The sequence below is a fragment of the Streptomyces viridochromogenes genome, assembly GCF_001270495.1.
Taxonomy (GTDB): Bacteria; Actinomycetota; Actinomycetes; order Streptomycetales; family Streptomycetaceae; genus Streptomyces; species Streptomyces viridochromogenes_A.
Genome location: NZ_LGUR01000227.1, coordinates 1 through 25,177, shown reverse-complemented (window position 1 = coordinate 25,177; position 25,177 = coordinate 1). Strand labels below are relative to the sequence as shown.

Below are 25,177 nucleotides of genomic sequence, written 5' to 3'. Positions count from 1 at the left end.
CTCTTCTACGGCGGGCCTGGACAAGCACGTGCAAGGACGTACCCGATCGACCCCCACACCCCGGTAAGGATCAGCATCCATGGAGAGCACCGCCCAGTCCTTTGCCCCCTCTCTGCCGCAGATACAGAATCCTCTGAGCGGCCCGGGACTTTTCCGGCATGGCGACAGTGCGCCGACCTGGCTCGTGCAAGCCACCAAACCGGTCCGCTACGAAGTACGCATGGTCGACAATCTTCTCGACCCCACGCGTGAGGACCTCGCCCTCGCAGGCGCCGGCGAACGCACCGGAAACCGCCGGTTCATCGTGCTCGACGACCGTATCGAGGCACACTACGGAGCCCGGCTGAGGCAATATTTCCAAGCCCATGGTCTCCGCCCGCACTTCTGTGTTCTCCCGGCGGAGGAGCGCAACAAGACCATGGACAGCGTGGCCCACGTCGTCCGCGACCTGAATGAGTTCGGCATCTCACGCCGGCACGAGCCGATCATCGCCATCGGTGGCGGCGTACTCCTCGACATCGTCGGGTTCGCGGCGAGCCTTTACCGGCGCAGCACACCCTACGTCCGCATTCCCACAACCCTCATCGGCCTCGTAGACGCCGGCGTGGGGGTCAAAACTGGCGTGAATTTCGAAAACCACAAGAACCGGATCGGCACGTACTTCGCCCCGTCGCTGGCCCTCCTCGACAAGACGTTCCTGACCACACTCGCCGAACGGCACCTCCATAACGGGTTCGCTGAAATCCTGAAGATCGCCCTGGTCAAGGACTTTCGCCTGTTCGAACTGCTTGAGGAGCACGGCCCCGCTCTGGTGGCCTCGCGGCTGCGGTCGCGACAGGGGGAGGGAGACGTGGCCCAGGAGGTACTGGAACGTGCGGTCCAGGGCATGCTCGAGGAGCTGCAGCCCAATCTCTGGGAAAGCAACCTGGAACGACTCGTCGACTACGGCCATACCTTCAGTCCCACCATCGAGATGAAGGCTCTGCCGGACCTGCTGCATGGCGAGGCCGTCAATATTGACATGGCCCTGACTACCTCGATCGCTCGTCGGCGAGGTCTGCTCACGCTCGGCGAACAGGTGCGCATCGGCCGAGTCATGCGCAGCATGAACCTTCCCCAGTACCACCCGGTGTGTGACGTCGCCGGGCTGGCCGCGGCACTGGACGACACGGTCCGCCACCGGGACGGGCTCCAGCGGCTGCCCCTCCCGGTGGGCATCGGCGCCGCCTGCTTCGTCAACGACCTGACAACCGACGAAATCCGCCACGCCCTCGACGACTTGATGGCTGGAGGCCTTGATGGCGAGTGAACTTCTCATCGCGGACCTGGAGTTGCCGTCCCAGGTCTACGGGGTCCACGGAGCCGCGGGCCTGACGCAGTGGAGGTCGATCGCGGGCGGAACGGGCTTACGCGGCCCCTACGAAGCGGTCGAGTGGGCCTGTGTCCCACCAGGCGGCCTCAGCGGCGAGCACCTGCACAGCCGCACCGAAGAGGTCTACGTGCTGCTGAGCGGCGAAGGCGAGGCGCTGCTCAACGGAGTCGCCAAGCCGGTACGGGCAGGCGAACTGATCCTGACCGGGCTGGGCGCCACTCACGGTCTGCGGAACGTGGGTCCGGGGCCGCTCAGCTGGCTGACCCTGGAAGTCCCCGCCCCGCAGACCGTGGCCCTCGCCCACTCGACCCGAAAGGCCGTGTCACCCATGCCCCTTCCCCACGGAAAGGCGACGATCATCGATCTCGAGCAGGAGAGGGATGTGGACCCCCATCCCGTCCTGCAGGGCCCGCTGCGGCGGATCCGCATGCTGTCACTGACGCCCGGCGGGTCGGAGTTCCTGCCCGGTCATGGCGCCGAGCACACCCTCTTCGTCCTCAGCGGCGAGGCCACCGTCACGGCCGAATCAGGCGATGTCCCGATCCGCCCGGGCATCGCGGTCACCACGGCGGGCGGTGAGGGACTGCGCATCACCGCGGCCGCGGAAGGACTCAAGGCCGTCTGCGCCAGCTTCGAGATTCCGATGGGGATCGAGGGGGGCCACAAGCTGTGATCGTGACCGACAGCAGGGGCGCCGCGACAGCCCTGGTCGGCGGCAGCGCCTCCAGGCACTGGCGATCCCTCGCCCGCCGCGGAATGTTGTTCAGCGAATGCGAGTCGATCGATCACGTGGTCCTGGAAAAGGGCAGCGTGCACCGCTCGGATCCCGACGCGGGCACCGAGTACCTGTGGTACGTCGTAAGCGGCGACGCCACGTTCCGAGCGGACCCGGAGGAACGTGAAAGCCCCGTCAGGGCCGGCCACGTCGTCCTCGTTCCGGCCGGGACCGCGGGACGACTCCTCTCCCTGTCCACGACCGAGATCATCGTCATCACCTGTGTCCCGGACGCCGTGGCTCGCCGTCTCCCCCCGCGTGCCCCCTCCCTGGAGGCACCCGCGCGCGGCATTCCCACTGCCACGAACGTCGATCACATCGCGTACACCGTGCCCGACCTGGACGAAGCGGTGCGCTTCTTCGTCGACGTACTCGGCGCCGACCTGCTCTACCGCGAGGGAACCATCCGCTCGGACGATGACGAGTGGATGCGTGAGGCCCTCAACGTGCATCCCCGCGCCACCGCCGACATCGCGATGCTCCGGCTCGGTCCGGTCACCAACATCGAGTTGTTCGAGTACACCGCGCCGGACCAGAACCGCACCATGCCCAAGAACAGCGATCACGGGGGCCACCATCTCGCCTTCTACGTCCGGGACATCGACGAGGCCGCGGCGTATCTCCGCAAGCAGCCGGGGGTTCAGCTCCTCGGAGATCCTCGCTCCGTGACAACAGGTCCCATCGCGGGCGACCGGTGGCTCTACTTCCTCACCCCCTGGGGAATGCAGATGGAGCTGATCAGCCTTCCAGCTCACCTGCCCTACGAGCGGGACACTCCCCGTCGGCGCTTCGGGCCGTGCGCGGCCTGGTCGCAGTTCAGCGACGGGGAGGGACCGGCGTAGATGGAGATCGGTGTATCGCTGCCGACGACCTCGTCGGCAGCCTGGGACCCGGGGCTTGCCGCACTGGCCCGCCGGGCGGAGGACGAGGGCGCCGCTTCCTTGTGGGTGAACGACCACCTGGCGATGGTCGGGGAGAGCCGGAAGCGGTACCCGTACAGTGCGGACGGCCGTATGACGTGGGCCGCTGGGGACCCCCAACTGGAGGCTCTGACGTGTCTGGCCCACGTCGCCGCGGTGACCACGACCGCGCGGTTGGGGACGGCGGTCCTGGTCCTGCCCCAGCGTCACCCCGTGGCGACGGCCAAGACGGCCGCCACACTCGATGTCCTCTCCGCGGGGAGGCTCGTCCTGGGAGTCGGCGCCGGCTGGCTCGCCGAGGAGATGCAGGCGCTCGGCTACTCCTTCGAGGACCGCGGCTCCCGCATGGAGGAGTGCATGCGGATCATGCGGTACGCCTGGCAGGGCCACGTCCGCGCGATGGAGGGTGACCACTTCACCATCCCCGCCGATCTGTGGATGCATCCCATGCCGGTTCAACCGGGCGGCCCTCCCCTCCTAGTAGGCGGCGTGAGCGCGCCGGCCCGCAGACGCGCCGCCAGGACCGGGGACGGCTGGCTCGCCGTCGCCGACCTCGAACAGATGGAGACGGACACTCTCGCCGCCCACCTGAAGGAGATCGGTGAGGTACGGCGGGACGCCGGGCGAACGGGCCGGTTCACCAGCGTCCTGAAGCTCAACTGCGCCGGCGGGTCTGCGGACGATACGACGCGAGCGGTTGCCATCGCCCAGGAGGCGGGCTTCGACGAAGTCGTACTCGACGTCCCTTGGCAGACACCAGGGCATGTGTTCACCACACTGCGCAGAGCCGCCGCAGCGGTGGCGTAGGGAAATGGTCGACCTCAGAAAGTGCGGGTGATTCCGTGGTGCTGCGGATGGCGCCGGGCCGGAAGCAAGTCACGGCCGTCGTATGGGACATGGACGGGACACTGATCGACTCCGCGTCGGTCGTCCCCGATGCCTTCAGCGAGACCGTGCGCGTGCTGGGAGGAACGGTACGCAGCACGGCGGAGATCGTCGCTCTCTACTCGCTCGGCCCACCCGTGTCCATGCTCACCGAGCTGCTGCAACGCCCGTGCGGTGATGCGGAAGTCGACGTGTACCACGGGATACTCGCCCGGCGTGCCGGTGCCGTCATGCCGTGTGAGGGCATCAAGAGCGTCCTTGAACGGCTTCAGGGGACCGTCCCTCTCGCGGTCTTCACCGGCGCGAGTCGGCGAGCCGCGGAGATTCTCCTCGGAGCCGCGGGGCTGCTGGATCATTTCTCGGTCCTGGTAGGAGGAGACGAGGTCGGGAAACCGAAGCCCGATCCGGCGGGCATCCGCAAGGCCTGCTCCCTCATTCCCGTCGACGTCGACAACGCGGTGTACATCGGAGACGCGCCCACCGACCTCGAAGCCGCGCGCCGTGCGGGAGTGATCGGCGCGGCGGCGGGTTGGGGACATCTCTACGATGCCGCCGCACCGGCGGACCTACTGCTGCGCAGCCCCGGCGACCTGCTTGCCTGCCTGGCGGAGACGAACAGCGATGACAGTGCCTGATCCATCGAGCCGAAAGGGCCCCATGTCGAAGACCATCCGCCGGGCGGTCATACCCGCCGCGGGGCTCGGATCGCGTCTGCTTCCCCTGACGAAGGCGACGCCGAAGGAAATGCTCCCGGTCGGTGACAAGCCGGTCATCGAGCACACGGTGCGGGAGCTCGTGGCTTCAGGGATCACCGACATCACCATTGTCGTCTCGGGCGACAAGAGTTTGATCCAGGATCATTTCCGTCCGAATCCGGCGCTAGTCGCTCAGCTGCGCAAGGAGGGCAAGACCGCCTACGCCGACGCCGTGGAGGAAGTCGGTGAGCTTTCCCGGAGCGGGCATATCACCTACCTTCACCAGCACGGCCCGTACGGAAACGGAACCCCGGTTCTCAACGCGGCGCGGAACTTCGGTGACGAACCGATACTCGTCCTGTGGCCCGACGACGTGTTCGTCGCGGGGGTGCCTCGCGCACAGCAGCTGATCAGGGCCTATGAAGCGACGAGCTGCCCCGTGCTGGCCCTGATGCCCATGGCCGCGAACGATTCCCAGCGTTACGGCGTGCCCGTGGTCAAGGAGGATTTCGGGGACGGCCTCCTTCGTATCACCGGCCTGGTGGAGAAGCCGAATCCGCGAGACGCGCCGTCGGGCTACGCGGCCATCGGCGGTTATGTCGTCACCCCTGACATCATCGACGAGCTGCGTGAGCAGACCAAGCGCTGGTACGAGCACCGGACCGGCGAGATCTACCTGACCGACGCCATCAATGCATATGCCGGCAGTCGCGCCATGTACGGCCAGGTGATTCAGGGGAAGTGGTACGACACCGGCAATCCCCTGACCTATCTCATCGCGCAGTTCGCCGCGGCACTCGCCAACCCGGAATACGGCCCACGCCTTCACGAGCTGGCCCGGGAACTCGGCGGGCCGGGTGCGTCCGAGTAGCTCGTGTCGGGGCGTCACTCGCAGACGATCTCGTCCCGCGGGGTGTAGTGCGTGCGGAACGGCTCCCGCTTCACCTCTCGGCCGTCGGCGACGAAGACCCGTTGCACGGTGACGTCGAATCCCTCCAACGGGGTCTGCGGGACGCAGCGTTCGTCGGTGCTGACCTTCCGCTCCGGCTGCTTCACGTTGGTACGCGGCCCGGTGACCGATCCGATCTCGTCGTACTTCCTGGTGCCGAGGAAGGTGATGGTCACCGAGGTCTCGGTGGACTCGGCCTGGATGTAGATCGCGTTGCCGGAGTCGTTGTTGAACTTCAGGTCGAGGCTGCCCCAGGCGACCGTCGCCTCGCGGCCCTCCGGGTAGCGCTCGATGTAGAACGAATGGGCGCCGTACTCCACGGGCTTGACCCCGGCGAAGAACATCGCGTTGAACATGGTCGTGGCCACGGCGGAGACGCCGCCGCCGGGCGCCTTGGTGAACTCGTCGTTGAGGATCATGATGCCCTCGACGAAGCCGTTGGCCTCGGTGCGTTCGCCGACGGTGCGGTTGAAGCTCCAGGTCCTGCCCGGCATGACGACGGAGCCGTTGATCAGTTCGGCCGCCCGGCCGATGTTCTTCGTGCGGTACGGAGCCGGCTCGAAGTTGACCGTGAAGGAGGACATCTTCTCCGTCAGGCCCAGCCTCGCGGCGTTCTCGTCGGTGACCTCAGGCGGGGTCACACGGGCGGCCACCTCGCCGGTGCGGGCGGTACCCGACTTGGTGAGCAGGGGCAGTACGGCCTTGCCGAGCGCCTTGTCGGTGATCTGTACGCCGGACCTGGCGTCGTCGGCCGCCACGACCCGGTCGCCGACCAGGCGCAGCGTGGCGTTCCGGGGCTCCGCGGGCAGGCCGAACAGGTTGCGGGCCACCGCGGGGGAGGCGCGCAGGCCCTTGGCGTCGAGTCTCGGGGTCAGCTTGCCGGTGTCGTCCGGCCGCATCGTCAGGTACTCGCCGAGGTCGTCCGGGGAGATCGTGAAACGGCGGTCGGCCGCCGTGAGCCTGACCGGTGCCGACATGGCCGGCTGTGCGAAGTCGCGCACCGCCCGTCGTACCTCCTCCGCCGTGACCTCGGGTTTCGTCTCGCGGGCGGGCAGGGCCGTGACGGCGCCCGCGTCGCCGCGCAGGAAGGAGGCGCGCAGCGGGGCGACCGCGGCGTCCGTGTCGAGTGCGTAGCCGTTGTGCGGGGCGACCTGGTCGACCTCGCCGTCCGCGAAGGTGACGGCGCCGTCGCGGACCTTCTGGTCGAGCGACTTCGCCAGCTTTCCCAGGGCGGCGTGGGCCTTGTCCTCGTCGACGCGTACGACCGGCTGGACGGGGCCACCCGAACGGAAGAGCCCGCCGATCACGGTGAACGGGTCGATGTCGTCGGCCCGCACCGCCCGGTCGACGGTCTCCTCGAAGTCGAAGGTGATGCCGGCCTGCCGCGGATCGACCGTGCTCTCGCGGTCACCGACGGTCACGGCGAGGTCCCGGGAGCCGGCCGACCCGAGCCGCTCCTCCAGCTTCCGGACGGCCTCCGCTCGGCTCAGGCCCCCGATGTTCACCCCGCGCACCGTCGTACCGGCGTCTATGTCCCCGCCCGCGAGCAGCAGCCCGGCGAGATACAGGCCGCCGACACCGACGGCCAGGCCGCCGCCGGCCAGGGCGAGGGGCGGAATGGAGGCGATGCGGGGTGCTGAGGCGTTTCGCTGGGCGGCAGGGACGCGCAGGCGCATGGGTCTCCCGGGCGGACGATCGACAGGACGGCGCGTCCGATGACGCGACGCTGTGCGCGAGGCAAGCACATCCAGCTAGCCATAATCGGGCGAAAACGCCTATGTCGCAGACCACGTATGTTTCGGATCACGCGCACAGCCGCAGCGACGACCGGCTCCCGGGTGCCCTGCCGGCGAGTTTCTGTCGTTTCCGGCGTCGAAGAGGGGCGCGGTGAGGTCCCGGACCCCGCGCCCCCCGACGACGAACGGTGTGACGGCGTTCGCGTCACGTCCTGGACGGCACCTCCGTCTTCTCGGCCTCCGCCGTTGCCAGTGCCCGGTTGCGGCGGACGGAGGCGAGGAAGGAGGCGGCGATCAGGACGACGCCGATCAGGCCGGTGATGATCTCGCTGATCTGGTGCTGGATGGTGATCAGGAGGATCGCGGCGAGGGCGCCGATGGCGTAGTGGGCGCCGTGCTCCAGATACACGTAGTCGTCGAGGGTGCCCTGGCGGACCAGGTAGACCGTGAGGGAACGGACGTACATGGCGCCGATGCCCAGGCCGAGCGCCATCCAGAAGATGTGGTTGGTGATGGCGAAGGCGCCGATCACGCCGTCGAAGGAGAAGGACGCGTCCAGGACCTCCAGGTAGAGGAAGAGGAAGAACGCCGCCTTGCCCGCGAGGGCGACCGCCGAGACCGGTTTGCCTTCCGCCCTGGCCTTCTCCTCCTCCTCGTGCTCGTGTTCCTCCTTCTCTTCGATCTTGTTCTCGAAGTGGGACGAGAGGCCGCCGACCACGAGGTACGTGATCAGGCCCGCCACGCCCGAGAGCATCACCGTGGCCGCCTTGTCCGCGTGGCCCGTGCTGACGTGGGCGTGGGTGGCGAAGGTCATCGCGGTGGCCAGCAGGGCGACGAGCGCGACGCACGGCGACAGCATGTCGATCCTGCCCAGCCTGGCGAGCGGCCGTTCCAGCCAGGTCAGCCACTTGATGTCACGGTCCTCCAGGATGAAGTCGAGGAAGATCATCAGCAGGAACATGCCGCCGAAGGCCGCGATCGCCGGGTGGGCGTCGGTGACGAGGTCCTGGTAGCGGTCGGGGTCGTCGAGGGCGAGCCGGACCGCCTCGACGGGGCCGACCCGGGCGCTGATGGCGACGATCACCACCGGGAAGACCAGCCGCATGCCGAACACCGCGATCAGAATGCCGACGGTGAGGAAGATCCGCTGCCAGAAGGCGTTCATCTTCTTCAGGATCCCGGCGTTGACGACCGCGTTGTCGAAGGACAGGGAGATTTCGAGGATCGAGAGGATCAGTACGATCCCGAAGGCCTCCCAGCCCCACTGCCACGCGGCGAAGACGAGGCCGGCCACCGTGACGGCGAACGACCAGCCGAAGATTCGCAGCATCATCGCCTAGCCCTCCGCCTTCACGGCGAGGACCGGGCAGCCCACGCCCAGCAGGATCTGCTGGGCCGCCGAGCCCATGATCAGTTTGCCGACCGCGCTGCGCCGGCGCAGACCGATCACCACCAGGGACGTGTCCGTCGTCTCCGCCAGGTCGATGATCTCCGCGGCCGCGTCACGGGCGCCCAGGACCTGGCGGACGTCGAAGTCGACGCCCAGGGCCGCGAGGTCCTCGCGTACATGGGTCAGATCGGGTTCCTGGGCGAAGCGGGGGTCCGCCAGGGCGTCACCCCTGGTGGTGTTCACCACCAGCAGTTTCTCGCCTCGGCGGCGGGCCTCGTCGATCCCTGCCCGCAGGGCAGCCTCGCCCTCGGGGGAGGGGACGTAGCCGACCAGGATGGTCATCTCGAACTCCAGACGTCTCAGGCAGCGGCGTTTCGCGCGCTCAGGGGACTTACCACGAAACGGCGGATCAGCGGCCACAGCAGGACCAGCGCGATCACCGCATAGACCGAGTACGACACCGGGCCGCCCACCAAACCCGACAGCTCTCCGCCGGACAGCTGGAGGGAGCGCCGGCCCTGCAACTCCGCGCGCGGGCCCAGGATCACGCCGACGATCAGCGGCAGGACCGGCAGTCCGAAGCGGCGCATTGCGAAGCCGAGGAGGCCCAGGGTGAGCAGGAGGAACAGGTCCAGGGGCTGGGCGTTGACGGCGTAGGCGCCCATCGACGCGAAGAAGAGGATGCCCGCGTAGAGGTACGGGCGCGGGATCTGGAGCAGCTTCGCCCACGCCGGGGCCAGGGGGAGGTTCAGGAGCAGCAGGAGCAGGTTGCCGATGAACAGGCTCGCGATCAGGACCCAGACCAGGCTCGCCTCACGTTCGAAGAGGAGGGGGCCGGGCTGGATGCCGTACGACTGGAAGGCCGCCAGCATCACCGCTGCCGTGGCGTTCGTGGGGAGCCCGATCGCCAGCATGGGGACCAGGGTGCCCGCCGCGGACGCGTTGTTCGCGGCCTCGGGGCCCGCCACGCCCTCGATCGCGCCCTTGCCGAACTCCTCGGGGTGCTTGGTGAGCCGCTTCTCCGTGGCGTACGACAGGAAGGTCGGGATCTCCGCGCCGCCGGCCGGCAGCGCCCCGAAGGGGAAGCCGAACGCCGTTCCGCGCAGCCAGGGCTTCCAGGACCGCTTCCAGTCCTTCCGGCCCATCCACGGGCGCCCGACCGGGATCACCTCGGCCGGCTTGCGCCGCAGATGCGCGGCCACCCACAGCGCCTCGCCGACCGCGAAGATGCCGACCGCGACCACGACGACGTCGATGCCGTCGGCCAACTGCGGTATGCCCAGGGTGAGTCGCTGCTGGCCGGACACCGAGTCGATGCCGACGAGACCGATCGTCAGGCCCAGCAGGAGCGAGATGAAGCCTCGGACGCGGGACGAGCCCAGCACCGATGTCACGGCTATGAACGCCAGCAGCATCAGCGCGAAGTAGTCGGGGGCGCCCAGGCTGACCGCGAAGTCGACCACGAACGGGGTGATCAGGACCAGCAGGAGGGTACCGATGGTGCCGGCCACGAAGGAGCCGATCGCCGCCGTGGCCAGCGCCTGGGCCGCGCGGCCCGCCTTCGCCATCTTGTTGCCCTCGATGGCGGTGACCACGGACGAGGACTCGCCGGGGGTGTTCAGGAGGATCGAGGTCGTCGAGCCGCCGTACATGCCGCCGTAGAAGATGCCGGCGAACATGATGAACGCCTGCACCGGCTCCATGCCGTAGGTGACCGGAAGCAGCAGCGCCACCGTCATCGCCGGGCCGATGCCCGGCAGGACGCCCACCGCGGTGCCGATGACGACACCGACCAGGGCGAGCAGCAGGTTCAGCGGATCCATCACGTCCGCGAAGCCCTGCATCAGGTTGTTCAGGTTGTCCGTCACGGGCCAGGCCTCACAGGATTCCTTGCAGGACACCGGCGGGGAGGTTCACGCCGAGCCCTATCGCGAACGCGTAGAAGGTCGTGAGCGAGAGCGTCACCGCTATCAGCAGGTTGCGGACGTAGTGGCGGTTGCCGAGGGCGAACGCCGTGCCCCAGAAGAGCAGGGACCCGCTGATCACCCAGCCGAGCCGCTCGATGAGCAGGGCGTTCGCCACGAACACCGCGATCAGCAGCAGGACGGTGCGCCAGTCGCTGCCGCTCGACAGGTCGACGTCCTCGCCGCCCTCCGGCTCACCGCGGCCGCCCCGGGCCACGTCCACCGCGTACAGCACCGCGAACAGCAGGAGCAGGCCGCCCAGGAGCAGCGGGACCGCGCGCGGGCCGACCGGGTCGGTGCCGCTGGTGATGTGCGGGATGCCGAGGGCGTCCACGATCACGGCGGTGCCCAGCAGGGCGAGGAACACGCACACGCCGTACTGCGCGCGGTCCCCGCCCTCCCGTGGCGGACGGGAGTCCGCCACGGTCTCTTCCGTCACCGGATTCACCGGATTCACCGGATTCACCGGATTCACCGGATTCTGCGGGGAGCTCATGCCAGCCCGAGCTCGGCCAGGATGTCGGCGACCGCCTTGTCCTGCTCGGAGAGGTAGGTGCCGAACTCGTCGCCGGTGACGAAGGAGTCGACCCAGCCGTTCTTCTCCAGCTGTTCCTTCCACTCGTCGGAGTCGTGCATCTTGGTCAGCGAGTCGACCCAGGTCTTCTTCTGCTCGGCGGTGATGCCCGGAGGGGCCACGATGCCGCGCCAGTTGGTGAAGACCAGGTCGATGCCCTGGTCCTTGAGCGTGGGGGCGTCCTTGAGCGCGTCGATCGGCTTCTCGCTGGTCACCGCGAGGACACGCACCTGGCCGGCCTCGATCTGGTCGAGGAACTCACCGAAACCGCTCGCCCCGAAGGCGATCTTGTTGCCGAGGATGGCCGGGAGCAGCTCGCCGCCGCCGTCGTACGAGACGAAGTTGACGTCCTTCGGCTTGATGCCGACGGCCTTCGCCAGCTGCATCGGGAGGAGGTGGTCGGGGCCGCCCGGCGACGAGCCGCCGCCCACGGCGAGCTTCTTGGGGTCTTCCTTCCAGGCGGTGACGAGGTCGTCCATCGTCTTGTACGGGGAGTTCTTCGGCACGACGATCGCGCCGGCCTCCTCGATCAGCTTGGCGATCGGCGTGGTGTCGGTCAGGGTCGCCTCGGACTTGGAGGTGTACGAGGCTCCGACGACGCCCAGGCCCATCTGCATGGCCATCTTGCCGTTGCCCTTCTCGTTCACCAGGCGCTGCAGGCCCACCGTGCCGCTGGCGCCGGGCAGGTTGAACACCTGGACGCCGGAGGCGACGTCGGTGTCCTGCATGACCTGGGTGACGGTGCGGGCGGTGAGGTCGTAACCGCTGCCCGGGGTGTTCGGGACCATGAGGCGCAGCCCCGTCACGGGCTTCCCGTCCCCGCCCCCGCTCCCCTCCTCCTTGTCGGCGGTGGCGCCACAGGCGCTGACCGCGACCATCGAAACGGCGGCAAGAGCTCCGACAACCGCGGCTCGTCGAGTTCTCATGGCTCATCTCTTTCGCTCGGCCGGATCCGGCGCCATGATTGTGCGATTCCTGAGACACCCCGTCTCGGTTCTGTGACCATTGAAGGTTGAGTTCATAGTGGTCATAACGGCACGACAAAGACGGAGCCAGACGCTCGCCGGTGAGCTGCTCGTATGGCAGCTCGCCATTGTCGTGATCGTGCTGGCCGCCGTCGCGGCGGTCTCGCTGGCGCAGTCGAAGGCGACCTTCGACCGGGTCGAGGGACGCCGGGTGACCGCGCTCGCCGAGGAGATGGCGGGCAACCCCCTCGTCCGCACCCAGCTCGTCCGGCCCGCCCCCGCCGAGATGCTCGCGCCGCTGCTCCAGTCCACGCTCACCAGGTCCGGCGTCACCTCGGCCACCGTCTCCGACGCCGACGGCGAGATCGTCGCCTCGACCAACCCCACCCTGGTCGGCACCCGGATGCCGTCCGACGGCCCGCAGGTCGCCGACGGCCGTGGCTGGTCCGGCGAGCTGCCGGTGAACGGCGTCACCGAGCTGGTGGCGCAGGCGCCGGTGCTCCGGGCGGAGACCGACCAGGCCCGCCGCCTCAAGGCCGGGGAGCATCTCGGCACCGTGATGATCGGGCGGGCCTCGCCGTCGGTCGGGCAGCGGCTGGTCGGCGCCTCGTCCTATCTGCTCGTCTACCTCGGCGTCGCCAGCGTCCTCGGAGTGGCCGGCTCCTGGCTGCTGGCCCGGCGGATCAAACGGCAGACCTTCGGTATGGAGCCGCGCGAGATCGCCGGCCTCGCCGAACACCGGGAGGCGATGCTCTTCGGGATCGCCGAGGGCGTGGTGGCCCTCGACCCGCAGCAGCGGCTCACCCTTGTGAACGCCGTCGGACGCGGGCTGCTCGACCTGCCCGAGAACTGCGTCGGGATGAGCCTGGCCGACCTGGGGATCGAGGGGCGGCTGTACGACGTTCTGGCCGGTACCGCGCCCGAGGGGGAGTCCGGCGATCTCGCGCGGCGCGACGAGGTGGTCGTGCGCCGCGGCCGCGTCCTCGTCATGAACCGCATGGACGTCGCCAAGGACGGCCGCCGCCTCGGCTCGGTGACCACCCTGCGTGACCGCACCGAACTCGCCCAGCTGGAAAGGGAGTTGGGCTCCTTCCGCAGCACCACCGAACTGCTGCGCGCCCAGGCGCACGAGTTCTCCAACCAGCTGCACACCATCTCCGGGCTCATCCAGATCGGCGAGCACGACGAGGTCGTACGGTACGTCCGCGCCCTGCGCAAACACCGCGAGTCGCTCGACCTGAACCTCACCAGCCGGGTCCGCGACCGGGCCGTCGCCGCCCTGCTCATGGCCAAGTCGGCGCTCGCCGCGGAACGCAAGGTCCTGCTGAAGATCTCCGAGCGCACGGCCCTGGACCGGCTGGAGCCGACCGACTCCGCGGACGTGGCGACCGTGCTGGGCAACCTCGTGGACAACGCGGTGGACGCGGCGACGAGCGGGACCGGGGCGGGGGACGGCGACCACGAGGCGTGGGTCGAGGTGGAACTGCGCCAGGACGCCTCCAGCGTGGAGATCGTCGTACGGGACTCGGGGCCGGGGGTGGCGCCCGAGCTCGCGCAGGAGGTGTTCTCACACGGGTTCACCACCAAGGCCGCGCAGGGCGGCGACCGGGGGATCGGCCTGGCGCTCACCCGGCTGGTGTGCAAACGCCGGGGCGGTGAGGTGTCGGTGGCCAACACGCGGGCGGGTGCCATGTTCACCGCCCGGATGTCCGTCGGCCGTCCGGCCGACCGAGCGACGGAGGGGGTCAGATGACGGAGGGAGTCCGATGATCGATGTGCTGATCGTGGAGGACGACTTCATGGTCGCCCGGATCCACCGCGGATTCGTCAACGACGTCGACGGTTTCCGGGTGATCGGCACGGCGAACTGCGGGGAGCAGGCGCTCACCGCGGTGGCCGAGCTGCAACCGGACCTGGTCCTGCTCGACCTCTACCTCCCCGACATGTTCGGGCTGGAGATCATCCCGCGGCTGCGCACCGCCGGGCACGACTGCGACGTCATGGTGATCAGCGCGGCGCGCGAGTCCGACGCGGTCCGGGGGGCCGTACGCCAGGGTGTCGTCGACTATCTGCTGAAGCCGTTCGACGCCGGGGATCTGAGGACGCGCCTGGAGCAGTACGCGGCGCGGCGGAGCAACCTGTACGCGGCGGTGGTCAGCGGGCAGTCGGACGTGGACCGGGCGCTGGCGCGGGGAGCGGCGCCGGCGGTCACGGCGGCCAGCCTGCCCAAGGGCATGAGCGTGGAGACCGCCGAGCTGATCGAACGGGAGCTGCGCGCCGTCGACGGCAGCCTCTCCGCCGCCGAGTGCGCGGCCCGGCTCGGGGTGTCACGGGTCAGTGCCCGGCGCTACCTGGAGCACTTCAGCGTCACGGGACAGGCGGAGGTGTCGCTGCGGTACGGGCAGGCGGGGCGGCCCGAGCGGCGGTACAGCTGGGTGGACCGGCCCTAGGCGTACCGCCCGGACTGCGTGTTCAGGGCCGCTCCCAGGCCCGGCTTCCTCCCTGGTCGACCGGGCCGGCCAGCTCCACGATGTCGTCGGACGCGATGTCGTGCAGCCTGATCGCCAGGTCCTCCAGGGCGCGGCTGGCGGCGAGTTCGTCGCCGATCTCGGGGATGGGCCGGTCGATCGGATTGCGGTGGGCCACGCCCCGGCCGGTGATGGTCGACGTGTCCTGAGAAGTGCCCTGCGACATTTCCTGCGTGGTCAGCACGGCCTCGGCGCGGGTGTCGTCGCCGTCCTCGGTGATGTGGATCCGGACGGTCCAGTCCTTGTTCTTGTCTGCCATCGAGATCACTTCCGTACGGGGATGGGGGCCCTACTCACGAGCGTGCGCCTGTTGCCGGGCCGGGGCCAGCGCGAGGCGGCGCGCGGCCTCTGAGGGGCGCCGCTCATCCCGGGGAAGCAGCTCCGCACCTATCCGCTCCTCCCGCGGAGGCATGACAAGTGCCTCCGTGGGCACGATGTGCCGAAAGGTTGCGGAGAGAAGGCTGGTCGCAACGGACCCGAGATACGAGGAGGGCGCCATGAACCGCCAGACCCACGTTCGCGTTCGTGTCACCCGCCGGCCCGCCGCTCCCCGCGACACCAGGGGCGAGATCGACCGGCGCACGCCCTCGGGGCGGATTCTGCCGTACTAGCCGTATCGGACGTACGGGCCGTACTGGACGTGGGGGCCGGGCGCGGCTCAGGTGGCCGGGTCCAGCTCCATGGGCTCGACCTTGCCCTCCAGCATGGTGCCGAGGCCCTGGACCGCGCAGACGTCGGGGCGCTCGGCGATGTGCACGGGCATGCTGGTGGCCTGCCGCAGCATCTCGTCGAAGCCGGGCAGCAGCGCGCTGCCGCCGACCATCATGATCCCGCGGTCGGCGAGGTCGGCGACCAGGTCGGGCGGGCAGTCGCGCAGCACCTTGCCGATGCTGTCGAGGACGCCGGTGAGCGGGGTCTGGATGGCGTCCCGTACGGCGGCGGTGTCGACCTGGACGGAACGGGCGAGGCCGGTGCAGATGTCGCGGCCGTGGATCTCCGTGGAGGCCGGGCCCTGAGGTGTGAGCCCGTTGCCGGACAGGGCGAGCTGTAGCGGGCGTACGTTCTGGCTGGGCAGCATCAGCTCGTGCTCGTGCCGCAGATGCTGCACGATCGCGTGGTCCACGGCCTCGCCACCGACGCGGATGCGTTCGGCGGTGACGATGGCGCCCAGGGAGAGCACGGCGACCTCGGTCGCGGCCGCCCCGCACACCATGATCATGCTGGCCTCGGGCTGCTCGACGGGCAGACCGCACCCGACCGCGGCGGCGATGAGGGTGTCGACCAGTTCGACGCGCCGGGCCCCGAGGCCGACGAGGGTCTCGATGGCGGCGCGCTGGGCGAGCGGGTCGGCGTCGTGCGGGGTGCAGACGGCGGCCCGCAGGAAGGGCTTGCGGCGCAGGGCGCGGCGCATCTTGTCGCCGAGCAGGTGCCGCAGCATCCGCTGCGCCATCTCGATGTCGACGACGGTGCCGCCGGAGACGGGCCGGACGACGCGGATGTAGTCCGGGGTGCGGCCGGTCATCTTCTCCGCGAACTCGCCGACCGCGATGAGAGCGCCGGTACGGGTGTTGACGGCGGCGGCGGAGGGCTGGTCGACGACGAGTCCGGCGCCCTTCACGTAGACGCGCGTCCGGGCCGCCCCCAGGTCGACGGCGAAGTGGCAGCGGCGGAGCTGCTCCAGCGTGGCGGTCATGGGGGGTCCTCCCGAAAACGCAGACCATGGGTCCGCCGGGTGGGTGGCGGGCCTCGCTTGGGATGTGGGTCGTGATTGCGGGGCCGCCGCACGGCGGGCCTCCTTGACATCGATCGTGCGGTCTGTGTAGTGGGGGGCGCCTTCTGGAGGGGGCCGGGTGGGGTGCGGCTGAATGGGGGTTTGTCTGTTATGCCTGGTGCGGGTCCCCCGTAAGGATCTGGCGGGTCCGCGATACGTGGATCCTCGGTACAGGGCTCATCGGTACCGGGCGGCCGTGAGCAGTGGACGGAGGCTGGAAACGAGGAGCACCTCGCTGTTCGTCCCGCGCAGCCGCGTCCGGGTCTGTTCGTCCGGGCAGAAGCCGATGAACGGCACGCCGGCGGCACGGGCGGCGATCTGTTCGGCGACGGTGGACCCGATCAGCACACAGTCGGCGGCGCGCGCACCGAGCCCGTCGAGAGCCTGCTGGAGGACATACGGGTCCGGCATGAGGCGGGTGAGATCCGCGCCGCGACCGTACACACCGCCGGGCACGTGGGAGGTCAGCCCGCGCCACTCCAGGTGCGTCACGGCGGCGAGCCGCGCCCGGTCGGTCACCACGGCCGGGCGGGCGCCGCCCGCGTGCAGGGCGTTGACCAACTGGCTGGACGAGGGGATGGGGCGCGCGGTGCCGGCTGCCAGCACGTCGTGCCGGTCAATCCTGAAGCGCATCCCGTCGGCCAGTTTGTGTCCCGCGAACGCCCGCAGCAGGTCGAGGGTGTTGGCGTACCCCTCCAGGGGGTGACGCGGACCCTCCCGCTCCAGCAGCGGGCGCCCGGAAAGGGCGTCTTCCGGATCCCGCTCCTCCAGGATCAGACGGGCGACGTCCCGGAGGACCTGCCGTTCCTCGTCCGCCGGGTACAACCGGGTGAGCACTCCGTCGAAGCCGAGCAGCACGCAGTCGGCGCGGACGATCAGATCCGACGGAGAGGCTGAGGATCTGGAGGAACCGACGGGGCGCGTCCAGTGCGCGAGGGTGCCGACGGCGGCGGTCCGGAACACGGTCGGGAGGGACCAGTGAACGAGGTAGCCGGGCACGGGCCTGTCACCCAGGGCTTGCCTGAGCTCGTTGCCGTACGAGCCCCGCGCACCCAGCAGTGTGTCGGTGAGCAGTTCCGGCACGTCCAGGTCCGGACTGCTCGCGGCCGTCACGGGGTCCCTGACGCGCCACCTCACCTCGACGCCCGGAACGCCCTCGGGGGCGAGGCGACGCTCCGTCAGGTCGACCTCGAAGTAGTGCCACCTCGCGCGGACGTGCCTGGGTGCCGAGAGGACGACCGCATAGTCCGCGGGGACCAGCTCGCCGCCGGGCAGAGAGACGACGATCTTGGATTCGCCCAGGGGAAGGGGGATCTGTCCGTCGGACGGCATGGGGAAGGGGCCGGCCACCGCCCTGCCGGTCGGCGTCCCGGGCTCGGATGCGCGGGCGAAGGCCGGACTGCGCAGCATGTCGGTCATGTCGATCAGCACGGTCGCGGCGGACGGGTCGGGCACCTCGGCGGGGTGAACGGTGGTGTACCACCCCGTGGCGTCGCTGAGCTGCGTGAACCGGTCCGCGGCGAGGGAGCTATCCGCGACCTCCACGAAGTGCCAGAACTCCGAGACGGCGATGATCGCCTGGAGCCCGGACACGTTCAGCGCGGCAGTGACCGTCTCGGTGTCGGGCCGGTCGCTGTGCACCTCGCCCTCGGCCGGCCCGAACCGCGCCTGCCAGAAGTCGACCCGAAGACGCCGGCCCTCCAGGCGGCCCAGCAGTTCCGGCAGCCCGGCCACCGTCGCCCGGAGGAGAGGGGCTCCGTCCAGGTACGGCCGCAGCAGCAGCGTGAAGCCGCGGTCCGTGTCCCTGAGCAGATACTCGCTCGTCTCGAAACCGCTCGCCTCGACCAGGATCATGACCAGGCGGCGGAGCTCGGCGCGGGCCTCGTCGGTCGGCGGACCGTCCACGAACTCGAAGCCGACGCAGTCACGCTGGTCGGTGTCCGGCTCCTCCTCGACATCGAGGTCCGGCGGGGGCTCGTCGTACGCGTCCTCGACCTGCCCGCCCGACAGCGTGTCCTCGACGGCGAACAGGCTGTCCGGTACGTAGTCCTGGGGGAGCGGGACGTGCTCGGACAGCTCCTCCCGGAGCGTCGGGTGGTCGTCCTCCGGAGGGACGAAGCCCTCCGGCAGCTCGTCGGGGGCGGCGACGAAGCCGTACGCGATGTCGGTGTCGGTGGCCGTGCCGTTGGCCGTGTCGGACGGCTCGTCGTACGCGGCGCCGTCCGCCGAGCCGTCCGGGGCGTCGCCGAACTCGTCACGCAACTCCCGCCCCAGGGCCAGCAGTTCGGGGTTCTGCCCGCCGGACAGCTCGTACTCCTCGTACACCTCCAGGGCCTCCTCGACGCGCCCCTGGCGGCGCAGGGCGATGAGGTAGAGGCGACGGAAGTCCTCACGGGCCGGGTGGAGCCGCAGCAGCTCCGCGAGGTCGGTGGCGGCCCGTTCGAACTCGCCGAGTTCCAGGTCGAGTTCGGCGCGCCCCCGCAGCAGCCCGAGGCGGAGCTGCTGGAGGCGGGTGCGGGCGGTGCGGGCGGCGGGTCCGGGGACGTTCGCGAGGGCGTCGTCGCCGCTCCAGAGGCTCAGCGCCTCGGTGACCAGGGCGCGGGCGTCGGCGAAGGAACCGGCCCCGCGGGCCTCGTCGGCCCGGCGGACCAGTTCGTCGCAGTGGACGATGTCCACGTAGTCCACGCTGGTGTGCAGGGCGTAACGGCCGCCGGAGTGCGAGGCCAGGGCGCCGGAGCCCAGTGAGATCCGCAGCCGGGAGGCCATCCTGCTCAGTTCGGCCCTGGTGTCCGCCGGCCTGTCGTCCGCGTCCCACAGCCCGTCCCTGAGTTCGTCGTGGGTCGCGGCGCGGCCGTGCTTGAACAGCAGCATGGCGAGCATGGCGGCGCAGGACGGCGGCACATGGAGGGGGTGGTCCGGGAACCCGGCCCGCAGCGGGCCCAGGACCTGGTAGCGGAGCTGGTCGTACGACTCACGGGGCAGCGGGGACCGGCTCAGCTCGACGAGTCGGTCCAGGCCCTCCCTCATGCGGTCCGCGGACATGAGTGCGGTGAGTGCCTCCGCGAACGGTGCCCGGAGGACGGGCGGCAGATGAACCAGTCGGTCGGGCTGCAGCCAGCCCTTCGGAGGGGACGAGCCGGCCGCCAGCTGGAACAGCAGCGCGCCGAGTGCCTGTCGGTCCTCGGCGATCGTCCCCGAGGGCCGACCCGTCGGGGCGAGCTTGAGTGCTCCGTCGGGCAGCAGGACGACCCGCGACATGATCAGGCCGCCGTGGGTGACACCGGCGTCGTGGAGGGCCATGACGGCCTGCGTGAGCTGGGCGGCGACGGACACCATCAGGGGCGCCGGCAGATCGTAACCGCTGCCCGCCACCAGGGAGTTGAGGTCGATGCCGTCCAGGTGCTCCGTGACGAGGTAGGCCGAGTCCGCGTCGAAGCCGAAGTCGTGCACGGTCGCCACATGGCGGTCGTCGAGGTCTCGGAGTGCCTGTGCGTCCCGGTGGAACGCGGCCCGCCAGTCGGGAACCGTGACCGGTTTGATCAGCCGCACGGTCACGATCCGGTCCGCTTCCGTGTCCTGGGCCCGCCACTGCTCCGAGTAGGGCGCCAGCTTCTCCAGCAGCCGGTAACGGCCGCCCACGAGCCTGGGAGCGGGTTCCGTCGCGGGTTCCGTCGCGGGTTCAGGGGCGGGTCCCGGTCCTGAACCCGAACCCTCTTCCGGAACCGGCGCCCGGTGGCCTCCGCCCAGCGCCTCCACACTCTCCGGACGCACCGTGGCGAACGGCTCGGCGTCCGCCACGGTCGCCGTACCCGACGCCGCCGGGGTCGACGCCCGGAACTCGCCCGGTGCCACGCCGGCCCGTTCGTCGATCAACCCGCCCACGTGGGCCAGCAGTTCGGTCGTCCGCTCGCGTGCCGTCCGCGGCAGGCTGCGCAGCAGCAGCTCCCGCACCCCGTCCCGGAAGGCGTACGACCCGGGTGGGCCGGGCACGCCCGTGAGCATGCCGCTGAGGATGACCTCCGCGAGGTGCTGGGGGCGGGGGCGCGGTTCGAGGCCGGCGTGGACCAGACGCATGACCGGCAGGTCCGGGCGGCCCAGCGCGAGATGGCCGGCCAGCCGGAACGCCTCCGGGGAGGCCGTCGCGCGAAAGCGCAGGACCAGTTCCTCGGGGGACAGGACGGTGAGGTCCGTACGGTCGTCGGAGTCGCCCGGCGGTCCGTGCAGCAGGGCCGCGGCCCCGGGGACCTCCCGGCCGCGCGGCGCCGCGACCAGCGAGGCCCAGTTCGCCAGCCAGTCCGGGCCCGGCTCCAGCACGGGCACCGCGACCGCGCCGTCGGGCTCGGCCTCCGGCTCGTCGTACGGCAGGAAGACCAGGGAGGCCGAGGGCGCCGCCGGATGCGGTGCCGACAGCCGGCCGGGGGCGGCGGGCAGGGCCGTGTCCCGCCAGAGGTGTTCCGGCAGGGGCTGTACGACGGCCAGCGGCATCCGGTGCGCCCAGCGACGCAGCGTGCCGAACCAGCGTGGGCCGACCGGGCCCTGGCGCCACTGCGGGCCCATGCAGTCGCTGACCAGAAGGGTGACCGTGCGCCCGTCGGTGGGTGTCGGGGTGCCGGGGCGCACGCTGCCGTCGGGGTCGGCGCGGTGCACGGTGACCGTGCGGAAGATGCCCGACTGGGCGAGCGTCGTGTGCAGTTCACGGATCAGGGGGCGCCACACCGCCATCGTGGGGCCGGCGTCGTACACCAGGTTCAGCCGCAGCCAGCGCTCCCGTGCCGGGCGCAGCACGGGCAGCCACCACTCGGGGGCGGCGCCCAGCCGGGCGATGCGGTCGGCGGTGGCCCGCTCGTCCAGTTCGAGGCGGTCGGGCGCGTCGGTACGGCGTTTGAGCGGGCGCAGGGAGCGCTGGAGGGCCAGCGGGTGGCGCAGCATCGGGGGCGCGGGGGCCAGGAGGGTGGCGTGCGGGACGGCGGGCGGGGCCGGGGCCGGGGCCGGCGTCTGCGGGGGGGGGAGGTGGAGCGGGGCACGCGGGGGTGCCACGGGCGTGGGCCGGGGTGGGCTCGGGGTGCCGTCGTGCGGCTGCTCCCGTGGAGGAGGCGGTGTCGGCGAGGGGGCGTCAGGGGCACGCACCTCTTCGGCGGCGGCTTCCGGGGCCGCCTCGGCGGGCTCCATGTGGCGGGCCAGCCACAGGAGTTCGGCCAGTTCGAGCGGGGTCGGGCGCACCCCGCCGGACGCCTCGGCCAGCACGTCGGCCAGGCGGACCAGCGGCGGGCGCCGACCGGCGCGCTCAGAAGGCATCGGTCGGCGACGCCTCACTCAGATACGGCATCAGCTGCTCGGCCAGCTCGTCCAGGGAGTCGATGTCCAGGCCGGAGGAGCGGGCCAGGTAGATCGCGTTGAGGAGCTGGTCGGTGGCCAGGTCACCACCGCCCACCCGGGACAGGAACCGGCTGATCAGGGTCTGTGCGTAGGCGTCGGGCTCCCCGTCGAAGTGGGCGCGGACGATGTCGGCGAGATGACGGTCGTCGGGCTGCCGCAGGCGCAGTGTGACGCAGCGGCGCAGGAAGGCGGGCGGGAACTCGCGCTCCCCGTTGCTGGTGAGGACCACGAACGGGAAGGTCCGGCAGCGGACCCGGCCGCCCTCCACCGCCACCCGTTGGTCGGTGCCGTCGATCATCACCTCGGCGGTGGGGGTCTCGCGGGCGGTGCGGATCAGCTCGGGGATCTCGTACTGTCCCTCCTCCAGGACGTTCAGCAGGTCGTTGGGCAGATCGAGGTCGCTCTTGTCGATCTCGTCGATGAGAAGGGCGCGGGGGCGGGCGTAAGGGAGGAGGGCGGTGCCGAGCGGGCCGAGGCGCAGATGGTCCTCGATGCCGGCCTCCGCCGCGGGTGCGTTCCGGGCCGCGTACAGCCGGGACAGCGGGTCGTACTGGTAGAGGCCGTCGTGGAGCGTGCTCCGGCTGGTGATGTTCCAGCGCAGGACCGGGCCGAGCCCGAGCTCGCGGGCGACCGCGTACACGAGGGAGGACTTGCCGGTGCCGGGCGGGCCCGTCACCAGCAGCGGGCGCCTCAAGTAGAGGGCGGCGTTGACCAGTTGGACCGTCTGTGACGTGGCCCGGTACGTCTCGGCGCGGTGGGTGCGGTCCGGGGAGACGGCGTCGGCGTCGGCGGTCGCGTCCGGCGGATCGAGCACCGGGCCGCCGTTGAAGGCACGCCAGGGCGGGGGCGGCGGCAGCAGGGTGATGCCGTCGTGCGGCTCGTTGGTGCCGGTGTAGACGGGCCACAGGGGCATGGGTCTCTTCTCCGTGGGGTACGGCGGCTCAGGCGACCGGGGAGTGCAGGCTGGCGGCGGGTTCGGGGAAGCAGCGAGGGTCGTCCCACAGGAGCTGGACGTCCGTCGCCCAGTGCCGCTCCGGATCGTCGTCCGCGTCCGCGGTCTCCCGTAACTCGCGGACGCGGCGCGGCAGTTCGGTGGGCGGGACGTCGGCGACCGAGGCGCTGAGCGCGTCGAGGAACGCGGCGCCGGAGCAGGGGCCCTCGTGCTGGGCGTCGACGCAGCCCGTGCGCGGCCACAGCAGCACCGGCACCGGGGTGTTGAGTCCGGCCTCGAAGTGCGACCGCGCGGCGTTGGGCGGGAAGGAGTAGCCGGCCAGGTCGGCGTCCGCGTCGCGCAGCCGCTTGCGCAGGCTCGGCGCGCGCTCCGGGGAGCCGCAGTCCACGCGGTGCAGCTGCGTGCGGGAACGGTCGTCCAGCTTGTGCCACTTCTTGGCGAGCCGATGACGCAGCTGCCCGCTGCGGAGCCGGGACCGGTCCACGACGACGAGAGGATAGGCGCAGCCCAGCGGGGTGGAGTCCGCCGCGCCGCACTCCCAGCGCGCCACCGGCTCGTTCAGCCACTCACGAGGGAGTGCGAAGGTGATCAACTCCTCGGCTCCGGGCGCGAGTTGGGCGAAGGCGTCGTCGATGTGCCGCTGGACGTACTCCCGGACGGCGCCGCGCGCGAGGCGCTCCGAGCCCACACGCCGTCGCTGGCCCTCGCGGTAGGCGGACACCTCGACGGTGACCTGGTCGGCGCCGGCGCCGCTGTGGTCGATCTCGACCAGGATCGGCGACCACGACGAGACGGCGGCAGTGGCAGCGGCAGTCGCACCGGCAGCGGTAGCAGTACGGGTAGCCGCGGTGGCCGCGGCGGGCTTGGGGGAGGGCGGGTCCAGCAGTTCCTGGAGCCGCTCGGCGAACCGGGTCACCGCCTCCGCGCCGGGCACCTCCCACTGCACATACCCGGCGGCCGCGCCCAGCGAGGTGAAGCCGGGCCCGGGAAGCGGCGGGCCGAAGGGGCCGACGGCGTCGACGTACAGCCGGTTCGCGTCGCAGCCCAGCCCTTCCGCCACCGCCCGGCGCACCAGGGTGTACAGCCGGCGTACGGCGTCGGGGTGGTGGTCGGGGGTGGGCACCCGCTCGCCCAGTTCGGGGTGATAGCGGGCCATGACCTGGGTCGGCAGCATCCGGGCGACCCGGATGTCCCGCTCGCTCGCGACGGTCGACACCATGCCGACCACCCGGCCGTCCGCCAGCGTCACCGCCGCGCCGCTGAACCCGGCGGCCAGGGGCTGCCCGTGGGCCGTCACGGCCTCCAGCTGGCGCCACTCGTCCGAGACCAGCGGGCCGGGCACGGCCTGGTACCGGGCGAGCATGCCCTCGTCGTACCCCCTGGGAAAGCCGTACGCCACCAGGGTGGGGGCGGGGTCGCCCAGCTCGGCGCCGGGCGGTGCGAACTCGGCCGGTGCCAGCGGTACTTCGCGGTCCAGCTCCAGGACGGCCAGGTCACCGGGGTCGGCCGCACCGCCGGACCAGCCGCCGTGGACGGCCACGGCGGCCGGCAGCGCGCTGAGTTCCCTGCTGTTGGGGAAGGCCACCGTCACCGCCGATCTGCCGCTCCACCGCACGACATGGGCGCAGGTGACCACGCGGCGCGGGGAGACCAGGAAGCCCGCGCCGACCTCGTTCCCGCAGACGATCCGGGCGTGCCAGGCAGCGCTGCTCATGACCGGTCGGCGGCCTCCTGATCCGCGGGTACCCGCCCGGGTGACCAGCTGAGCTTCACCACCAGGTGCCCCTCCGTCGACCCCTTGGCGATCACCGCTCCGGCCTCCGCGGTGAGTTTCACGCCGAATTCGAGTTCCACGGTGTCCGGTTTGAGCGACCCGTCCCGGAAGACCCGCAACGCGGAGTCCGCCGCCGCGCGGACCCCGTCCAGCGCGTTCTCGAAGGTGCGGGTCGCCCGGTCGGGGCCGTCACCGCGCGACACGAGCCGGGCGCCGGACTCGTCGTCGACGCCCTCCACGACGACGCGCGCGCCGCCGGCGGTCTCGAACTCCATCAACCCGTCCATGGCGCTGCTCGCTCCCCCGTGGTGTGTGACCTCGACGAACTCCATTGTTGCGGACGGTGCTTGGTGATGTCGCGGGTTCGGCTGTGCGGGATTCGCGGAGCCGTACGGGGAGGCGGGTGCCGGGGCCGAGGGGCCGGGGCCGGGCAGGCGGGACTTCGCGGACAGGGCTAAGGGTTGTCCCGTAAATGATCTCCGGCATGCTGGATGACCTGTGCGTTTCCCCGTCACCCGGCGAGGGCAAGGTTGTGCAGGCGGGCGATGCCG

Annotated in this window: 20 protein-coding genes; 8 read left to right on the top strand and 12 right to left on the bottom strand. The window is 70.8% G+C overall.

The features are described 5' to 3' along the window. Positions 1–79 precede the first annotated feature (79 nt). Genes ADK36_RS32935 through ADK36_RS32910 form a run of 6 tightly spaced genes read left to right on the top strand, consistent with a single transcriptional unit; the run spans position 80 to position 5,518 of the window. On the top strand, positions 80–1,309 hold the full coding sequence (locus tag ADK36_RS32935; RefSeq protein ID WP_078916494.1) for a sedoheptulose 7-phosphate cyclase: 1,230 nt from the start codon (positions 80–82) through the stop codon (positions 1,307–1,309). Next, positions 1,299–2,045, top strand: coding sequence for a cupin domain-containing protein (locus tag ADK36_RS32930; protein ID WP_048584398.1), 747 nt, complete (start codon positions 1,299–1,301; stop codon positions 2,043–2,045). The genes ADK36_RS32935 and ADK36_RS32930 overlap by 11 nt, the downstream gene beginning before the upstream one ends. A 2-nt stretch (positions 2,046–2,047) precedes the next feature. Next, positions 2,048–2,989, top strand: a complete 942-nt coding sequence (locus ADK36_RS32925; protein WP_234329963.1) for a VOC family protein — start codon at positions 2,048–2,050, stop codon at positions 2,987–2,989. Continuing rightward, positions 2,990–3,874: a TIGR03619 family F420-dependent LLM class oxidoreductase gene (locus ADK36_RS32920; RefSeq protein ID WP_048584397.1), complete on the top strand. Its 885-nt coding sequence runs from the start codon at positions 2,990–2,992 to the stop codon at positions 3,872–3,874. Between the two features lie 47 nt (positions 3,875–3,921). Next, entirely contained in the window at positions 3,922–4,587 is a 666-nt protein-coding gene (locus ADK36_RS32915) for an HAD family hydrolase (RefSeq protein ID WP_063776917.1), read from the top strand. 22 nt (positions 4,588–4,609) lie between these two features. Next, positions 4,610–5,518 (top strand): UTP--glucose-1-phosphate uridylyltransferase, encoded by a 909-nt coding sequence (locus ADK36_RS32910; protein ID WP_048584395.1) that lies wholly within the window; start codon positions 4,610–4,612, stop codon positions 5,516–5,518. A gap of 14 nt (positions 5,519–5,532) precedes the next feature. Here the strand turns inward: ADK36_RS32910 and ADK36_RS32905 are convergent, their stop codons facing one another. The 6 genes from ADK36_RS32905 to ADK36_RS32880 form a co-directional block, all read right to left on the bottom strand. Continuing rightward, positions 5,533–7,272: a VanW family protein gene (locus ADK36_RS32905; RefSeq protein ID WP_053200053.1), complete on the bottom strand. Its 1,740-nt coding sequence runs from the start codon at positions 7,270–7,272 to the stop codon at positions 5,533–5,535. 265 nt (positions 7,273–7,537) lie between these two features. Beyond that, on the bottom strand, positions 7,538–8,665 hold the full coding sequence (locus ADK36_RS32900; protein WP_048584393.1) for a DUF475 domain-containing protein: 1,128 nt from the start codon (positions 8,663–8,665) through the stop codon (positions 7,538–7,540). A 3-nt stretch (positions 8,666–8,668) separates the two neighbouring features. Next, positions 8,669–9,064 (bottom strand): universal stress protein, encoded by a 396-nt coding sequence (locus tag ADK36_RS32895; protein WP_048584392.1) that lies wholly within the window; start codon positions 9,062–9,064, stop codon positions 8,669–8,671. 17 nt (positions 9,065–9,081) lie between these two features. Next, positions 9,082–10,566 (bottom strand): tripartite tricarboxylate transporter permease, encoded by a 1,485-nt coding sequence (locus tag ADK36_RS32890; RefSeq protein WP_048584446.1) that lies wholly within the window; start codon positions 10,564–10,566, stop codon positions 9,082–9,084. A gap of 34 nt (positions 10,567–10,600) precedes the next feature. Next, positions 10,601–11,125, bottom strand: coding sequence for a tripartite tricarboxylate transporter TctB family protein (locus ADK36_RS32885; protein ID WP_234329962.1), 525 nt, complete (start codon positions 11,123–11,125; stop codon positions 10,601–10,603). A gap of 53 nt (positions 11,126–11,178) precedes the next feature. Next, positions 11,179–12,138 carry a Bug family tripartite tricarboxylate transporter substrate binding protein gene (locus tag ADK36_RS32880; protein ID WP_425315340.1) on the bottom strand — a complete coding sequence of 320 codons (960 nt, stop codon included), beginning with the start codon at positions 12,136–12,138 and terminating at the stop codon, positions 11,179–11,181. Between the two features lie 145 nt (positions 12,139–12,283). On the opposite strand from ADK36_RS32880, the gene ADK36_RS32875 reads away from it, so the two are divergent. Beyond that, a complete protein-coding gene (locus tag ADK36_RS32875) occupies positions 12,284–13,978 on the top strand; it encodes a sensor histidine kinase (RefSeq protein WP_199830296.1) in 1,695 nt (564 codons plus the stop codon). A gap of 13 nt (positions 13,979–13,991) precedes the next feature. Next, positions 13,992–14,675, top strand: coding sequence for a response regulator (locus ADK36_RS32870; protein WP_048584389.1), 684 nt, complete (start codon positions 13,992–13,994; stop codon positions 14,673–14,675). A gap of 22 nt (positions 14,676–14,697) precedes the next feature. Here ADK36_RS32870 and ADK36_RS32865 read toward each other — a convergent pair whose 3' ends face one another. The 6 genes from ADK36_RS32865 to ADK36_RS32840 all read right to left on the bottom strand — a co-directional run bounded on the left by ADK36_RS32865 (position 14,698) and on the right by ADK36_RS32840 (position 24,913). Beyond that, positions 14,698–15,012 carry a DUF1876 domain-containing protein gene (locus tag ADK36_RS32865; protein WP_048584444.1) on the bottom strand — a complete coding sequence of 105 codons (315 nt, stop codon included), beginning with the start codon at positions 15,010–15,012 and terminating at the stop codon, positions 14,698–14,700. A 399-nt stretch (positions 15,013–15,411) separates the two neighbouring features. Continuing rightward, the gene (locus tag ADK36_RS32860; protein WP_048584388.1) at positions 15,412–16,446 is read right to left on the bottom strand and encodes a rod shape-determining protein; all 1,035 of its coding nucleotides are present in this window, start codon (positions 16,444–16,446) and stop codon (positions 15,412–15,414) included. Between the two features lie 255 nt (positions 16,447–16,701). After that, complete coding sequence (locus ADK36_RS32855; RefSeq protein WP_063784888.1) at positions 16,702–21,819, bottom strand: SAV_2336 N-terminal domain-related protein; 5,118 nt, start codon at positions 21,817–21,819, stop codon at positions 16,702–16,704. Beyond that, positions 21,809–22,813, bottom strand: a complete 1,005-nt coding sequence (locus ADK36_RS32850) for an AAA family ATPase (protein ID WP_053200051.1) — start codon at positions 22,811–22,813, stop codon at positions 21,809–21,811. The genes ADK36_RS32855 and ADK36_RS32850 overlap by 11 nt, the downstream gene beginning before the upstream one ends. 28 nt (positions 22,814–22,841) lie before the next feature. Next, positions 22,842–24,566, bottom strand: a complete 1,725-nt coding sequence (locus tag ADK36_RS32845) for a trypsin-like peptidase domain-containing protein (protein ID WP_048587115.1) — start codon at positions 24,564–24,566, stop codon at positions 22,842–22,844. Further along, complete coding sequence (locus ADK36_RS32840) at positions 24,563–24,913, bottom strand: CU044_2847 family protein (protein ID WP_048587126.1); 351 nt, start codon at positions 24,911–24,913, stop codon at positions 24,563–24,565. Before ADK36_RS32840 ends, ADK36_RS32845 begins: the two co-directional genes overlap by 4 nt. Positions 24,914–25,177: the final 264 nt, after the last annotated feature.

What these genes read in the sequence shown, in the direction of transcription:
- ADK36_RS32935 (WP_078916494.1), top strand. Translation starts at nt 80, where the DNA reads ATGGAGAGCACCGCCCAGTCCTTTGCCCCCTCTCTGCCGCAGATACAG.
- ADK36_RS32930 (WP_048584398.1), top strand. Translation starts at nt 1,299, where the DNA reads ATGGCGAGTGAACTTCTCATCGCGGACCTGGAGTTGCCGTCCCAGGTC.
- ADK36_RS32920 (WP_048584397.1), top strand. Translation starts at nt 2,990, where the DNA reads ATGGAGATCGGTGTATCGCTGCCGACGACCTCGTCGGCAGCCTGGGAC.
- ADK36_RS32915 (WP_063776917.1), top strand. Translation starts at nt 3,922, where the DNA reads ATGGCGCCGGGCCGGAAGCAAGTCACGGCCGTCGTATGGGACATGGAC.
- ADK36_RS32910 (WP_048584395.1), top strand. Translation starts at nt 4,610, where the DNA reads ATGTCGAAGACCATCCGCCGGGCGGTCATACCCGCCGCGGGGCTCGGA.
- ADK36_RS32905 (WP_053200053.1), bottom strand. Translation starts at nt 7,272, where the DNA reads ATGCGCCTGCGCGTCCCTGCCGCCCAGCGAAACGCCTCAGCACCCCGC.
- ADK36_RS32900 (WP_048584393.1), bottom strand. Translation starts at nt 8,665, where the DNA reads ATGATGCTGCGAATCTTCGGCTGGTCGTTCGCCGTCACGGTGGCCGGC.
- ADK36_RS32895 (WP_048584392.1), bottom strand. Translation starts at nt 9,064, where the DNA reads ATGACCATCCTGGTCGGCTACGTCCCCTCCCCCGAGGGCGAGGCTGCC.
- ADK36_RS32890 (WP_048584446.1), bottom strand. Translation starts at nt 10,566, where the DNA reads ATGCAGGGCTTCGCGGACGTGATGGATCCGCTGAACCTGCTGCTCGCC.
- ADK36_RS32880 (WP_425315340.1), bottom strand. Translation starts at nt 12,138, where the DNA reads ATGGTCGCGGTCAGCGCCTGTGGCGCCACCGCCGACAAGGAGGAGGGG.
- ADK36_RS32870 (WP_048584389.1), top strand. Translation starts at nt 13,992, where the DNA reads ATGATCGATGTGCTGATCGTGGAGGACGACTTCATGGTCGCCCGGATC.
- ADK36_RS32865 (WP_048584444.1), bottom strand. Translation starts at nt 15,012, where the DNA reads ATGGCAGACAAGAACAAGGACTGGACCGTCCGGATCCACATCACCGAG.
- ADK36_RS32860 (WP_048584388.1), bottom strand. Translation starts at nt 16,446, where the DNA reads ATGACCGCCACGCTGGAGCAGCTCCGCCGCTGCCACTTCGCCGTCGAC.
- ADK36_RS32855 (WP_063784888.1), bottom strand. Translation starts at nt 21,819, where the DNA reads ATGCCTTCTGAGCGCGCCGGTCGGCGCCCGCCGCTGGTCCGCCTGGCC.
- ADK36_RS32850 (WP_053200051.1), bottom strand. Translation starts at nt 22,813, where the DNA reads ATGCCCCTGTGGCCCGTCTACACCGGCACCAACGAGCCGCACGACGGC.
- ADK36_RS32845 (WP_048587115.1), bottom strand. Translation starts at nt 24,566, where the DNA reads ATGAGCAGCGCTGCCTGGCACGCCCGGATCGTCTGCGGGAACGAGGTC.
- ADK36_RS32840 (WP_048587126.1), bottom strand. Translation starts at nt 24,913, where the DNA reads ATGGACGGGTTGATGGAGTTCGAGACCGCCGGCGGCGCGCGCGTCGTC.